Annotated in this window: 17 protein-coding genes; 13 read left to right on the forward strand and 4 right to left on the reverse strand. The window is 62.3% G+C overall.

Annotated elements, in window-relative coordinates; translation table 11 throughout:
- Positions 1-14 precede the first annotated feature (14 nt).
- A complete protein-coding gene (locus AC07VY_RS01100) occupies positions 15-1,151 on the reverse strand; it encodes an AAA family ATPase (RefSeq protein ID WP_495095915.1) in 1,137 nt (378 codons plus the stop codon).
- Complete coding sequence (pnuC, locus tag AC07VY_RS01105; RefSeq protein ID WP_495095914.1) at positions 1,148-1,780, reverse strand: nicotinamide riboside transporter PnuC; 633 nt, start codon at positions 1,778-1,780, stop codon at positions 1,148-1,150. Before pnuC ends, AC07VY_RS01100 begins: the two co-directional genes overlap by 4 nt.
- A 494-nt stretch (positions 1,781-2,274) precedes the next feature.
- On the opposite strand from pnuC, the gene AC07VY_RS01110 reads away from it, so the two are divergent.
- Positions 2,275-2,679 carry a group II truncated hemoglobin gene (locus AC07VY_RS01110; RefSeq protein ID WP_495095913.1) on the forward strand — a complete coding sequence of 135 codons (405 nt, stop codon included), beginning with the start codon at positions 2,275-2,277 and terminating at the stop codon, positions 2,677-2,679.
- A 29-nt stretch (positions 2,680-2,708) separates the two neighbouring features.
- Here AC07VY_RS01110 and AC07VY_RS01115 read toward each other — a convergent pair whose 3' ends face one another.
- Positions 2,709-3,371, reverse strand: a complete 663-nt coding sequence (locus AC07VY_RS01115) for a hypothetical protein (protein ID WP_495095912.1) — start codon at positions 3,369-3,371, stop codon at positions 2,709-2,711.
- 214 nt (positions 3,372-3,585) lie between these two features.
- On the opposite strand from AC07VY_RS01115, the gene AC07VY_RS01120 reads away from it, so the two are divergent.
- Entirely contained in the window at positions 3,586-4,125 is a 540-nt protein-coding gene (locus AC07VY_RS01120) for a DUF7482 domain-containing protein (RefSeq protein ID WP_495095911.1), read from the forward strand.
- 23 nt (positions 4,126-4,148) lie between these two features.
- Complete coding sequence (locus AC07VY_RS01125; RefSeq protein WP_495077307.1) at positions 4,149-5,246, forward strand: oxidoreductase; 1,098 nt, start codon at positions 4,149-4,151, stop codon at positions 5,244-5,246.
- Here the strand turns inward: AC07VY_RS01125 and AC07VY_RS01130 are convergent.
- Complete coding sequence (locus tag AC07VY_RS01130) at positions 5,243-5,836, reverse strand: peptidase associated/transthyretin-like domain-containing protein (RefSeq protein ID WP_495095910.1); 594 nt, start codon at positions 5,834-5,836, stop codon at positions 5,243-5,245. The genes AC07VY_RS01125 and AC07VY_RS01130 overlap by 4 nt on opposite strands.
- 225 nt (positions 5,837-6,061) lie before the next feature.
- Here AC07VY_RS01130 and AC07VY_RS01135 point away from each other — a divergent pair, with 225 nt between their 5' ends.
- The 10 genes from AC07VY_RS01135 (at position 6,062) to AC07VY_RS01180 (ending at position 13,837) form a co-directional block, all read left to right on the forward strand.
- Complete coding sequence (locus AC07VY_RS01135; RefSeq protein WP_495095909.1) at positions 6,062-7,030, forward strand: bile acid:sodium symporter family protein; 969 nt, start codon at positions 6,062-6,064, stop codon at positions 7,028-7,030.
- A complete protein-coding gene (gene hisC / locus AC07VY_RS01140) occupies positions 7,027-8,103 on the forward strand; it encodes a histidinol-phosphate transaminase (protein ID WP_495095908.1) in 1,077 nt (358 codons plus the stop codon). Before AC07VY_RS01135 ends, hisC begins: the two co-directional genes overlap by 4 nt.
- A complete protein-coding gene (gene hisB, locus AC07VY_RS01145) occupies positions 8,100-8,714 on the forward strand; it encodes an imidazoleglycerol-phosphate dehydratase HisB (protein WP_495095907.1) in 615 nt (204 codons plus the stop codon). Before hisC ends, hisB begins: the two co-directional genes overlap by 4 nt.
- Positions 8,715-8,765: 51 nt before the next feature.
- Positions 8,766-9,437, forward strand: coding sequence for an imidazole glycerol phosphate synthase subunit HisH (gene hisH, locus AC07VY_RS01150; RefSeq protein WP_495095906.1), 672 nt, complete (start codon positions 8,766-8,768; stop codon positions 9,435-9,437).
- 32 nt (positions 9,438-9,469) lie between these two features.
- Positions 9,470-10,216: a 1-(5-phosphoribosyl)-5-[(5-phosphoribosylamino)methylideneamino]imidazole-4-carboxamide isomerase gene (gene hisA, locus AC07VY_RS01155; protein ID WP_495095905.1), complete on the forward strand. Its 747-nt coding sequence runs from the start codon at positions 9,470-9,472 to the stop codon at positions 10,214-10,216.
- A complete protein-coding gene (locus AC07VY_RS01160; protein WP_495095904.1) occupies positions 10,209-11,042 on the forward strand; it encodes a D-hexose-6-phosphate mutarotase in 834 nt (277 codons plus the stop codon). The genes hisA and AC07VY_RS01160 overlap by 8 nt, the downstream gene beginning before the upstream one ends.
- Before the next feature lie 29 nt (positions 11,043-11,071).
- On the forward strand, positions 11,072-11,854 hold the full coding sequence (gene hisF, locus AC07VY_RS01165; protein ID WP_495077315.1) for an imidazole glycerol phosphate synthase subunit HisF: 783 nt from the start codon (positions 11,072-11,074) through the stop codon (positions 11,852-11,854).
- A 418-nt stretch (positions 11,855-12,272) separates the two neighbouring features.
- Positions 12,273-12,896 carry an RNA polymerase factor sigma-70 gene (locus AC07VY_RS01170; protein WP_495095903.1) on the forward strand — a complete coding sequence of 208 codons (624 nt, stop codon included), beginning with the start codon at positions 12,273-12,275 and terminating at the stop codon, positions 12,894-12,896.
- Between the two features lie 11 nt (positions 12,897-12,907).
- Positions 12,908-13,123 carry an MbtH family protein gene (locus tag AC07VY_RS01175; RefSeq protein WP_495077318.1) on the forward strand — a complete coding sequence of 72 codons (216 nt, stop codon included), beginning with the start codon at positions 12,908-12,910 and terminating at the stop codon, positions 13,121-13,123.
- A gap of 6 nt (positions 13,124-13,129) precedes the next feature.
- Positions 13,130-13,837 (forward strand): thioesterase II family protein, encoded by a 708-nt coding sequence (locus AC07VY_RS01180; RefSeq protein WP_495095902.1) that lies wholly within the window; start codon positions 13,130-13,132, stop codon positions 13,835-13,837.
- The last annotated feature ends 34 nt before the right edge of the window (positions 13,838-13,871 follow it).

Below are 13,871 nucleotides of genomic sequence, written 5' to 3' on the forward strand. Positions count from 1 at the left end.
GATTTCTTACAAATCTACAGCGGCGCGGCAAACTGCCAGGCTTTGGCTAGGCAGGTGTCCACCACGTCCAGTGCATGGCGGCAGCGTTCGGCGCTGGAGCCGGTGAGCTCTACCCAGGGCACGCTTTGCTCGGCCAGCATACTGCGGAAGCGGCCGGTCATCCACTGGCGCAGGTGGGCGCCGTCGCGCAGGCCGTCGTCTTCAAAGGTCACGCCGGCGTCGCTGGTCAGCAGGTACACGGCGCGCGGCGGCATGGCCTGGGCGATGGCCGCCACGCTGGTGCTGGGCCGGCCCATGTAACGCTTGTGCCACAGGCGGGTGGCGAAGGCGTCGGTGTCGCACACCAGCACCGGGCTGCCATGGCGGGCGGCCTGTTCTTCCCGGTGGCACTGCTCGGCTGCGACGTGGCTGAAGTCGCTGGACTGCCAGGCGATGTCGGCCACACCGGCCGATGGATTGCGTGCCCGTGCCAGGGCCAACAGGTTCACGCTGTATTCGCGGCCGTACTCGGCTACCCAGGCCGTGCGCGCCCACACGCCGCCGCGCTGGCGCAGGCTGGCGGCCAGGTCTTGTGACAAGGTGGTGGTGCCGGTGGATTCGGCCCCCAAGACCACCACGCGCAGGGCCAGCCCGGCCTGCACGGCGGGCGGCAGCATGTCCCACTGTGCGGCTGGGTCGGCGCGTGCGGCGGTGCCCGAGACGGGGTAGAGCGCGCGGGCCTGGTCCAGGCAAATATGGGCGCAGGCTTGGGCACCGCTGAACTGCCGTGCCAGCTCGTCGCCATAACGCTCGGAGGTGAATACTGCGTCCACCGGCACGGCAGGTGTTGCTCCGCTGCCGAATGTGCGGTCCGCCTCCTGCACGGCCCGGCGCATGATGGCCACGTGGGCCGCCCAGATGGCCGGACTGGTGTAGTCCACCGGTACATCGTCCAGCGCGCCGACGATGCGCACATGGGGTGCGTCTGCAAAGGTATCGCGCAGCCAGCTTACGCGCTGGGCGATGCTGATCGACTCCACGCTGGAGCCCAGAACGCCCACGGTGACGTGTTGGCAGTGCGCCGCTGCCGTACGTATGAGGTACACGTGGCCCAGGTGCGGCGGGTAGAACTTGCCTATCACCAGGCCGTGTTGGTAGTCCATGCGGCTCATGCGTAGGCCTTGGTGGTCGCCAGGCGAGGGGTCTGGCCGCGCCAGTTCCACCAGCCGCGCAGGCAGATCAGCAAGAACACCACGGACAGGCCCGAGATCAGCGGCAGCTCGCGGCTCCAATACAGCGGGATGGAGATCAGGTCCACCGCAATCCACCAGGCCCAGCTGGAGGTTTGGCGCCGATTCAACTGCCACTGCGCGCACAGGCTGAGCGCGGTGATCAGCGCGTCAATGGGCGGTGCCGCGCCCTTGAGCCACAACAGCACCTGCCACAAAAGCAACGTCGTGGCGGCTGCTACCGCCAGCAGCAGCAACTGCTCGCGCAGGCTGGTGCCGACAAACTGGGGGGCGTGCGATGTGTGCTGGGGGCGCAGCCATTGCCACCAACCTTGTGCCGACAGCACGATGAACACGACTTGTAGCGAGGCGTCGGCAAACAGGCGTTGCTGCAAGAACACCAGGCCGAGGATGGCGCTGCTGAGAATCCCCACCGGGAAGTTCCAGATATGCGCCCGCGCCGTCAGCCATACGCACAGCACGCCCGTGATGAACCCCAAGATATCGCCAAAGGACATGGGCATGCCGGCGAGGGAGAAAAGAGGCTGGGTCAGTGGCGCAAGAAAGTCCATGGGTGGCGTGAGAGTAGGGCGGCCCTGGATGATAGCCGTGCCTTTTCAGTCACCTGATTGCTATGCTGCTGATAGCGCCTGGCACAGGTGGCAATTGCGCTAGTGCCCTATTTCATACATGCAGAAAAAGGCAGCCAAGATATCTCGGCTGCGCCGGGCTTCAGCCCGCGTGCCACAGTGCGAGGTTGGACAACAGAATCACCAGGCCCGAGGTGTTGATCAAAATTCCGGCGGTGGTTTTCAACTCTTTCATGGTGCTTTCTCCTGTGGGGTGGTGAGGGGATGTCTAGGTTGAAATGGTAGGGAGAGCCTGGTTATCTGTTAAGTCAATCAAATGTATGTAGTCGATAGTTTTTTTAAAACATCGATGCAATAGCCCGGGTGGTCGAAAATACCCGCCATGGCTTGGCCCCGCACAGTGGCGCTATGCTGCATTTTTAATAGCTGCCAGCGCACGGTTTATCTGCGCTGCGGCCCTTTTTTGTTCTGAGTCCATGCAAATCCAAGAAAAGCCACCTGCCGCCACCCCGTTCGAATGGATTGGCGGCGAAGAGCGGGTTAAAGCGCTGACCGAGCGCTTCTATGACCTGATGGACCTGGAGCCCGGCTATGCCGCGTTGCGGGCCTCGCACGGCGCCACCCTGTACAACGCGCGGCAGCGGCTGTTTATGTTCTTGTGCGGCTGGCTGGGCGGGCCGCAGTATTACACCGAGCAGTTTGGCCACCCGCGGCTGCGCGCGCGGCACATGCCGTTCAAGATCGGCATCCTGGAGCGCGACCAGTGGCTGGCCTGCATGGACCAGGCCATGGGCGAGACGGGTGTGGACGAGGCCTTGCGCGCCCGCCTGCGCGACAGCTTTTTCCAGACCGCCGATTGGATGCGTAACCAGGGCGTGTGAAGCCGGTAGGTTGCAGATACGCAGCTGTTTTATTTCTTTCCGCCGCCGTTGCCTCCATTGCCTCCGTTTCCATTGCCGCCGGCGTTGCCATGTCCACCCGCGTTACCGCTCTTGCCTGAGCCAGACCCTTGGCCTGCGCCATTGTCCAGCCCGATGTCCTCGGTCTTGGCCTTGGCATGGAGGCTGGCGTGTTGGCCACTCTTGTTGGCATGCGAGTTGCCCATTACCGAGCCCAGCGTCGTCCCCATGCTGTGGGCGATATTGCCCCAGCCCATGCCGTCGGCTCTTTGCGTCAGCACGCCGTTCAGCGCGGTGGACAGCTGCAGGGGCGTGGGGTTGCTAATGCCGTCCTTGGCCAGCTGTGCCTTGGCGAGCGACAGGGCGATACGGACATTGCCGTAGCCCAGCTTGCCGGTCGCCGGGGTAAGGCTGGCTGACGGCGCCATGGCGTTGGGGCCGCTCGGGCTGGGCTCCAGGGTGATGAGGTTACCGGTGCGCAAACCAGACACCAGCGATTGGGCGTTTTCCGGCGAGCCGGCGAAGATGCTGAAGCTGGCCACCAACTGGGTGTCTGCCGTACTGGCATGGGTGGCGACGGTCGTACCCGTGGCTGCAGATGCCAGCAGCAAGCTGCCACCAAGGAGTGTGGCGCTGGCGATGGCCAGGCGGGCGATGTTTTGGGGGATCGACATGGTGAGACCTCACTTCGTGGGATGGATACAGCTGTGCTTTGCCCCAGGGGCGCAAGCTTCATATTAAGAGTTTTGGCAAGGTGGTGCAGTAGCTCGCGGCTTTGTCTTACATGCCCGCTGACGTAGTGCTGCCGGTCGGCAGCGGATGCTGGCCCGCTCTATGATGGCGCCCACCATGCCTATTGCGTCCCTTCGTCCATCCCTCGTGTCTGCCGTGCTGCTCGCTTCCCTGCTGGCTGGATGTGCCACCTCGCCTGTTGCGCCCCTTGCCCCTGCGGCACCGGCGCTGGCCACCGAGGTGACCCTGCCTCTGGTGAGTGCCTGGTACGAGGGCGGCCTGGTGCAGTACATCAGCACCGATGTGTCGGATGCCGCCATGGCCCGGGCCAAGGATATGAATTTCGTGCCCGGGCTGGCCCTGGCCTTGAAGCCCGGCCAGCCCTCGCTAGTGGAGCGCATCTACGTGTTCCCTGACGGTAGCCAGCGCAATGTGCTGCCGTCCATGCCCGATCCGGTGGGCTATGCCAGTACCGACAAGTCGTACTCGCCGCTCTGGCATTTGCATGCCGTGGCCTGGCAGGCCGGGCGCACGCACCGCGAGCTGCGCTCGGAAGAGCAGATATTGGATGCGGTGGAGCGTGGCGATGTCACGCTCACCCCTTTGCGGATTGTGGCCAACTGCCCGGTGGTCTACTCGGCCAAAGGTGGTTTGTTGCCCGGAACCCGGCTGGGTTATCGCCCGCCCAGCCCTTGAACTACTTATAGAAACGGAGACCTATGACCCAAGCACTTTTCACTCCTTTGTCCGGCCCCATCCGCGCGGCCGTTATTGGCTATGGCCTGGCCGGCAAGGTTTTCCATGCACCGCTGATTGCCGGCGTGCCGGGGCTGGAGCTGGCCTGCATCTGTTCCAGCCGGCCCGAGCAGGTGCTGGCCGACTGGCCGGGCGTCAAGGTGGTGCCCACGCCCGAGGCGGCGTTTGCCGACCCGGACATTGATCTGGTTGTCATCGCCACCAGTAACACCAGCCACCACCCGCTGGCGCGCGCTGCGTTGCTGGCGGGCAAGCATGTGGTGGTGGACAAGCCCTGCACCGTGACCCTGGCGGAAACCGAGGACCTGCTGGCCGTGGCGGCGCAGCAGCAGCGCGTGCTGACGGTCTACCAGAACCGGCGCTTTGACGGCGACTTCCTGCTGCTGCAGCAGGTGTTGGCCGGCGGCCAGCTGGGGCGGATCACGCATTTCGAATCGCACTTTGACCGCTTCCGCCATGTAGTGCCTGGCAAATGGCGCGAGCAGAACATTCCCGGCTCCGACCTTTGGCTGGACCTGGGTGCGCACCTGGTGGATCAGGCGTTGCAGTTGTTCGGCGTGCCCGACGATATCTCGTTGGATGTGGCGCGCCAGCGCGAGCACACCGAGACGAACGACTACTTCCATGCCCAGTTGCGCTACGAGTCTGTGCACCCCGGCCTGCGCGTGGTGCTGCACGCCAGCTCCTGCGTCACCACGCCCGGGCCGCGTTTTGCCGTGCATGGCACCGGCGGCTCATTTACCAAGTTCGGCCTGGACCCGCAGGAGGATGCGCTGAAGGCCGGTGGCCGCCCCCAGCTGGAGTTGCTGGGTGACTGGGGCTTTGACCGCCTTCCCGGCCAACTGACGCGCCATTTGGACGGCGAAGAGGTAGGCGAGACCACACCCGACGTGGCAGGCAACTACCTGCTGTACTACGCCGGTTTGCGCGACTACCTGAGCGGCGCCACCGGCAGTGCGCCTGTGACGCCCCGCCAGGTGTTCCAGGTCATGGCCATGCTGGGCCGGGGCGAGCAGAGTGCGGCCAGCGGCAGCTTTGTGGCGACAGCGGATTTGCGTTAAGTCTCGGTACTGGTGATGCCAATCACGATGCTGGCGAAGAAGCCGGCATGGGCATCGCCGCTCATGCTCAGGGTTTCGCTAGCTGGTGCCAGGAGCTGGATCTGCGTGGCCTCACCGGCTGCCGGAGGAAAGTGCAGCTGGGTGCTGGCCGAAGTCAGCGTGCGCGACGAAGGCACGGTATTTGGCAGCAGTACCTGCATGTGCAATTGCTGTTGCGTCGGGTTGCTGCCCGGGTACAAGGTTTTGAATGTGACCTTGCCGGCCGCCGTGGTGCACTGCACGCCGTGCAGCGCGCTGGTGGCTTTGGCCGCGTCGTCACTGCTGCCGTGGCGCAAATACACCTCCGCGCCGCTGATGGCCGTGCCGTGGTTGTCCAGGTCGATCAGCTGCATTGCCAGCGTGACGGGAATGCCTATACGGCCCTCTGTGATGTCCCAGCGCTGCAGTGCCCGGTTGTCCAGAATGTTCAACAGGGAGGACGGGCCGGCGGATTCCGTGGCCGTTAATACCACCATAGGCGGTGTGGGCGCTGCATTGGTCGCCGCCGTGTACATGCTGGCCTGGCCGGGCTCCGGGGTGGTGAAGAGCATGTTGGTATGGGTGGTTTTGTTAAATGGGAATATATCCCATTTTTAAAGAAAATCAAAATATCCAGTGATTGCAAGCAATTGCCATGCAAGTAGCACCTCACTGAAAAACATCCGACAAACCATGGACTTTTGGGCATCGACATAAAATGCCCAGCCACCGCATATCCTTCCATCGCTTGTAGCTACAAAATGCGTAGCGGCATGGCGAGTCGCCATCCCCGTACCATGAAACGCCCGCGCTTTCTCCCCGATAACTTCACCTTGTGCCTGCTTGCGACCGTGACACTGGCCAGCCTCTGGCCGGCTCAAGGCGCGGTGGCCCAGGGATTCGAGATGTTGACGACTGCGGCCATTGCGCTGCTGTTCTTTCTGCACGGTGCCAAGCTGTCGCGCGCCGCCGTCGTTGCCGGGCTGAGCCATTGGCGCCTGCATTTACTGGTGCTGACCTGCACATTTGCGCTGCTCCCGGTATTGGGCCTGCTGCTCAAGCCGGCCTTCTCCACCATGCTGACGCCGGACCTGGCGGTGGGTATGCTGTTTTTATGCACCTTGCCGGCCACAGTGCAGTCCGCCATTGCCTTTACCGCCATGGCGCGCGGCAATGTGTCGGCGGCCGTCTGCAGCGCCTCGGCGTCCAGCCTGATAGGGGTGTTCATCACGCCGCTGCTGGTCGGCTGGCTGGTGGTGCCGGGCGGGGTGTCGGGTTCGGGTGAGCTGGAGGCCGTGGGCCGCATCATGTTGCAGCTGATGCTGCCTTTTGTGGCCGGGCAACTGCTGCAGCCCTGGGTAGGCGGTTTTGTGAAAAAGCACGCTGCCGGGCTGAAGTTTGTCGACCAGGGCTCCATCCTGCTGGTGGTCTATACCGCCTTCAGCGCGGCCGTGATCGAGGGCCTGTGGAAGCAGGTGCCTTTGCCCATCCTGCTGGGCCTGGTGGCCGCCTGCTGCCTGCTGCTGTCGCTGTCCCTGTCCATGACCACATGGTCCAGCCGCATGCTGGGCTTCAGCACCGAAGACGAGGTGACGATCGTGTTCTGCGGCTCCAAGAAAAGCCTGGCCAGCGGTGTGCCCATGGCCAAGGTGCTGTTTGCCGCACACACCGTGGGCGTGATGCTGCTGCCTTTGATGTTGTTCCACCAGATCCAGTTGATGGTTTGCGCAGTATTGGCGCAGCGTTACGCCAAGAGAGCCGCATGAGAAACCCTTTGAATACCATTCGCCCCGACATCCGGGCCATGCATTCCTACCTGGTGCAAGACGCCTCCGGCATGGTCAAGCTCGACGCCATGGAGAACCCGCACCGCCTGTCGCCCGCCCTGCAGGCCGAACTCGGCGAGCGCCTGGGCGCTGTCGCGCTGAACCGCTACCCCGATGGTCGGGTGGACTATCTGCGCCAGGTGCTGGCTGCCTACACCGGCCTGCCCGAGGGCTACGGCCTGTTGCTGGGTAACGGCTCGGATGAGCTGATTTCCCTGCTGTCTATCGTCTGCGACCAGCCGGGCGCCAAGGTGCTGGCTCCGTTACCCGGCTTTGTGATGTACGCCATGAGCGCCCAGTTGCAAGGCCTGGAATTCGTCGGCGTGCCGCTGACAGCCGACTTCGAGCTGGATATGCCTGCCATGCTGGCCGCCATCGACACGCACCAGCCGGCCATCATTTATCTGGCCTATCCGAACAACCCTAGCGCCAATCTTTGGGACGAGGCCGCCATGGCGCAGATCATCGAGGCCGCGCCCGGCCTGGTGGTGATCGATGAGGCCTACCAACCGTTTTCCAGCAAAAGCTATCTGGACGTGATCCGCCGCAACCCGGCGCGCCACAGCCACGTGTTGCTGATGCGCACGCTGAGCAAGTTCGGCCTGGCCGGCGTGCGCCTGGGCTATCTGGTAGGCCCGCAGGCGCTGGTGACCGAAATCGACAAGGTGCGGCCGCCCTACAACGTCAGCCTGCTGAATTGCGAGTGTGCCTTGTTCGCCTTGGAGCACACCGAGGTGTTTGCGGCGCAGGCGCAGGATATTCGTACGCAGCGTGCTATTCTTTTCGCAGCGTTGGGCGTTTTGCCCGGCGTCAAGGTCTGGCCCAGCGAGGCGAATATGCTGCTGCTGCGCGTCCCCGATGCCGCTAAAACCTTTGACGCCATGAAGGCCCAGGGCGTGCTGGTCAAGAACGTTTCTAAAATGCACCCATTGCTGGCCAATTGTTTGCGCTTCACGGTGGGTACCGCCGAAGAGAACGAACGCTTGTTGGCAGCCTTTCAAAAATCCCTATGACTACCCCCACCGCACCTGTTTTGCAACGCACCGCCGAAGTCACCCGCAACACGGCCGAAACCAAAATCACCGTCAAGCTGAACCTGGACGGCACCGGCAAGGCGTCGCTTAGCACCGGCATCGGCTTCTTCGACCACATGCTGGACCAGATCGCCCGCCACGGCCTGATCGACCTGGACATCGCCTGCGTGGGCGACCTGCACATCGACGGCCACCACACAGTGGAAGACGTGGGCATCACCCTGGGCCAGGCTGTGCACAAGGCGGTTGGCGACAAAAAGGGTATCCGCCGCTACGGCCATGCCTATGTGCCACTGGACGAGGCACTGAGCCGTGTGGTCATCGATTTCTCGGGTCGGCCCGGCCTGGAAATGCACGTGCCGTTCACCAGCGGCATGATCGGCACGTTCGACAGCCAGCTCACCTACGAGTTCTTCCAGGGCTTTGCGAACCATGCTTTTGTGACCCTGCACATCGACAACCTGAAGGGCGTGAACGCCCACCACCAAGCGGAAACTGTATTCAAGGCCTTTGCCCGCGCGCTGCGCTCCGCGCTGGAGCTGGACCCGCGTTCCGTGGGCATGATCCCGTCCACCAAGGGCTCTTTGTAAATTTAAAAGTAGAATCGGCTTCTACCGCACATTCCTTCTGCGCAAGCAGCTATGACATTGATAGCAAATAAAACGGTTGCCGTGGTTGACTACGGCATGGGCAACCTGTTCTCCGTCTCCCAGGCCGTGATGCACGTGGCGGCCGCCAGTGGCTACCAGGTGGTGGTCACCTCCAAACCGGAAGAAGTTTTCGCCGCTGAGCGTGTGGTCCTGCCCGGCCAGGGCGCGATGCGCGACTGCATGCGCGAGTTGCATGATTCAGGCCTGAAGGAAGCCGTGCTGGACGCCGCTCGCAACAAGCCGCTGATGGGCGTGTGCGTGGGCATGCAAATGCTGCTGGACCATAGCGAAGAACAAGACACTCCCGGCCTGGGTTTGATACCCGGGCGCGTGTTGCGCTTTGACTTGGCCGGCCGCCTGCAGGCCGATGGCAGCCGCTTCAAGGTGCCGCAAATGGGCTGGAACCAGGTACGGCAGCAAAGCCCTGGTGGCAAGCGCCACCCAGTCTGGGGCGAAGTACCGGACAATAGCTACTTCTACTTTGTCCACAGTTTTTATGTTAAACCGTCGGATGCGCACCACAGCGCAGGCCTGGCGGAGTATGGCGAGCCGTTCACTGCGGCCGTCGCACGTGATAATATTTTCGCAACCCAATTCCACCCAGAGAAAAGTGCTGAGCACGGCTTAGCCTTGTACCGCAACTTCCTGCACTGGGTCCCTTAATCTCTCTTTCTCCACTTGCTGTTCACGGCACCATGCTTCTCATTCCTGCGATAGATCTGAAAGACGGCCATTGCGTGCGCCTCAAACAAGGCGACATGGACCAAACCACCACATTCGGCGAAGACCCCGCCGCAATGGCCCGTAGCTGGGTGGACAAGGGCGCCCGGCGCCTGCACCTGGTGGATCTGAATGGCGCGTTCGCGGGCAAGCCCAAGAACGAAATGGCCATACGCAAGATTCTGAAAGAAGTGGGTGGCGAGATTGACGTGCAGTTGGGTGGCGGTATCCGTGACCTGGACACCATCGAGCGCTACCTGGACGCGGGCCTGCGCTACGTCATCATCGGCACGGCCGCGGTCAAGAACCCCGGTTTCCTGCAGGACGCCTGCACCGCGTTCGGCGGCCACATCATCGTGGGTCTGGACGCAAAGGACGGCAAGGTTGCCACCGACGGCTGGAGCAAGCTCACCGGCCACGAGGTTGTGGACCTGGCCAAGAAGTTCCAGGACTACGGCGTCGAATCCTTCATCTACACCGACATCGGCCGCGACGGCATGCTGGCCGGCATCAACATTGATGCCACGGTCAAGTTGGCCCAGGCATTGAACACGCCCGTGATCGCATCCGGTGGCCTGAGCAACATCGCTGACATTGAGCGTCTGTGCGAAGTCGAAGACGAAGGCATTGAAGGCGTGATCTGTGGCCGCGCCATTTACACCGGCGACCTGGATTTCGCATCCGCCCAAGAGCGCGCCGACACCTTCTACGGCGATGTCTGATCTGCAGATCAGCGCCGAGACCTTCCACAACCAGCCCTGCCTACGTCTGCGCCACAGCAGTGGCGACAGCGTGCTGGTCGCCTTGCACGGTGCGCACGTGCTGTCGTGGACTAGTGGTGGCGTAGAGCGCCTGTACCTCAGCCCGCGTTCGGTGTTCGATGGCAAGACCGCCATCCGTGGCGGTGTGCCTGTGTGCTTCCCCCAGTTCAATATGCGCGGCCCGCTGCCCAAGCACGGCTTTGCCCGCAACACATCCTGGACGCCTGTTGCACAGACTGTGGACGCTCTGGAGTTCGAGCTGCACAGCGATGCGGACACGCTGGCTATTTGGCCCTATGCCTTCCGTGCCACGCTGCGCGTCGATCTGGCGCCGGGCGTGGTGGAGTTCGGCTTTAGCTTGCAGAACCTGGGCAGCACGCCACTGGACTTTGCCCTGGCCCTGCATACCTACCTCAACGTGCAAGACCTGGCAGGTTTGCGTCTGCACGGCCTGGCCGCCCAGCCCTACTGGGACGATGTGGCTAAAACCAATCGGCTGGAGCCAGGAGTGGTTAGTTTCGACGGCGAGGTGGACCGCGTTTACCAAACCCCGGCAGAACCCCTGGTTCTGGTAGATGGCGCGCAGCAGCTGCGCATCGCCCAGAGTGAAAACCTGGGTGACACCGTGGTCTGGAACCCGGGCGCTGCCAAGTGCGCCACTATGGCCGATATGCCGGCCGACGGTTATCTACACATGGTGTGCGTGGAGGCTGCCGAAGTCAACACGCCGGTGCAGCTGGAGCCCGGTGCCGAGTGGGCCGGCTGGCAACGCCTAAGCCTCGATTAACCTGTTTTTGTTGTTCTGTTGGAGTCGCCATGCTGGCCAAACGCATCATCCCTTGCCTGGACGTGACCGGCGGCCGCGTCGTTAAAGGCGTCAATTTCGTGGAGCTGCGCGATGCCGGGGACCCGGTGGAAATCGCCGCGCGCTACAACGAACAGGGCGCGGATGAATTGACTTTTTTGGATATCACCGCCACCAGCGACGGTCGCGATTTGATACTGCACATCATCGAGGCCGTGGCTTCACAAGTCTTCATCCCCTTGACCGTGGGCGGCGGCGTGCGCACCGTGGAAGATGTGCGCCGGCTGCTGAATTCCGGTGCCGACAAGGTCAGCTTCAACTCTGCTGCCATCAGCAACCCGGATGTGATTGACGCGGCCTCGGCCAAGTACGGCGCCCAGGCCATCGTGGTGGCCATCGACGCCAAGCGCCGCAGCGCCGAGGACGCAGCCATCCGCGGCCCGGGCTGGGACGTGTACAGCCATGGCGGCCGCAAGAACATCGGCCTAGACGCCGTGGCCTGGGCCGCCGAGATGGCGCGCCGCGGCGCGGGTGAAATCCTGCTCACCAGCATGGACCGCGACGGCACCAAGTCCGGTTTCGACCTGGCCTTGACGCGTGCCGTGGCCGACGCAGTCAGCGTGCCGGTGATCGCCTCTGGCGGCGTGGGCAACCTGGACCATTTGGCCGACGGTGTGAGCCTGGGCGGTGCCGATGCCGTGCTGGCCGCCAGCATCTTCCACTACGGTGAATACACCGTAGGCCAGGCCAAGGCGCGCATGGCGGAGCGCGGAATTCCAGTGCGGATTTCTTAAACAAAAGAGCCGCTGGCGCAGGTAATATCTGCGTTGTAAGCTGCGTTTATGATAGCAATTCCCGTGTGGAAACTGCTCGGACGCGGCTTTTGCTTGAGCCTTCTCGATCGCTCGTGGATGCGGTGTGCCGGCCAGCTGTATACCCTCAATTGATGCCTTGCCTGCGCTGACGCCAGGTATTCCAAAAACCGCTTTTCGTTGAGGCCCGTGGCGTAGGGCGCGCATGCCCGTCAATTGTCCTTGTGCACCAAGATCTGTTTGGGGTGCATGCATGGACTCTCCTTGTCTACATACGTTGGTGATGGTCCATGCATCTTTCTAGGGATGAAAGATTACCAAATAATACAAATATAAATAATAATGATTCGTATTTAAAATACACTGCGTGTCCAGGTGATAAACCACTTATTGGACAGACATGGAACACATACAGCGTCAGGAAGCATTGGTACAGGCAGGCGAGCTCGGAGCCGTACTCATTGAAAATCGGAACTTGTTGATCAATGTTGCAAACGCCATCACGGCTTGCCGTTGCCGTGCCGAGGACGTGGTGCACGATGTTTTCATCAAGATAGCGGAGGCGGCGCCCCCCGAATCTTTGCGCCAGCCTTTGGCCTATCTGATCCGCGTGGTGCGCAACCTGGCCATAGACCACTACCGGCGTCGCACATTCGAGTGCTACCACTACATCGACGCGGAGGATGGTTTGGAGGTGCCGTGTCCGGCTGCTGGGCCGGAGGCAATAGCCATGCACCGCGATTTGCTACGGCAGGTTTCCAAGGCCCTGGACCGCTTTCCGCAGCGTACCCGCAAGGCCTTTGAAATGGTGCGCATTGACGAGCATTCGCTCAAAGACGCGGCCGCAGAGTTGGGTGTATCTCAGACCTTGGTGCACTTCATGGTGCGTGAAGTCACCGAGCATTGCCAGACCTGTGTGCTGGGCATGCCGTCGCCAGACCGTGCCAGTCGGGACGGTGTAAAAAAATCGCGCAGCCGTTCGTCTACCCAACATACCGCGGCCAATGTGGCCGAGCAGGTTTAGAAAGAACGCACATGGGTTTTGACAGCAAAGACACGAATTTCCGCGTGGTGGTCAACCACGAAGAGCAGTATTCCATCTGGCCAGATTACAAGGATTTGCCGGCGGGGTGGCAAGACACCGGCTTTGCCGGCAACAAGCAGGATTGCCTGGCCCATATCGAGCAGGTGTGGGTGGACATGCGTCCTTTGAGTCTGCGCCAGCATCTGGCAGCCCAAGGCCAGGCCTAAGTGCCCATGCAGTTGCTGTGCTTTCCCTGTGCTGGGGCGGGCGCCAGCATGTACGCGCCCTGGTGCCATAACCCGCCAGCGGGTCTGGACATCCGACCGGTGGAGTTGCCTGGCCGTGGAAGCCGCATGGGCGAGTCTTTTGCGCAGAGTCTGGATGCCTTGGCGGAGCAACTGGCGCTGGAGTTGTGTGGGCAGGTAGCGCCACCCTACGCACTGTTCGGTCACAGCATGGGTGGGTTGGTCGCCTATGCGCTGGCCCATGCATTGGTCGGCATGGGAGCCGCTGCTCCGGTCGTTCTGTGTATTTCCGGTACTGCCGCGCCTGGCTGGCGAGACGTGCATCGTTACCGTGCCTTGCGGGAGCCAGTACAGCTGAAAGATGAATTACGCCACTTGAACGGCATGCCAGAGGAATTGCTGGACAACCAGGAACTCATGGATCTGGTGCTGCCCGTACTGGCGGCGGACTTCCGTTTGTGTGCCGATTGGAAAGATGCTCCTCGCAGGCCGTTGGCCTGCCCAATCCATGTGTTTGGCGGCAAGAGCGATCCCTGTGTGAGCGAGTCTGCGCTGGCCGCCTGGGAGCAACAGACCGTGGGGCACTTCAGCCTGGAGATGTTCGACGGTGACCATTTTTACCTGCGCCGGCATCAACGCGTTTTGCTGCAAAGGCTGCAAACCTGCGTGCTGCACCGTGTAGCGGAGGGGGTGTGATGGAGGTGGTGGAGCGCGGCTATGTTTTGGAGGA

The organism is Rhodoferax sp. GW821-FHT02C08 (assembly GCF_059421805.1).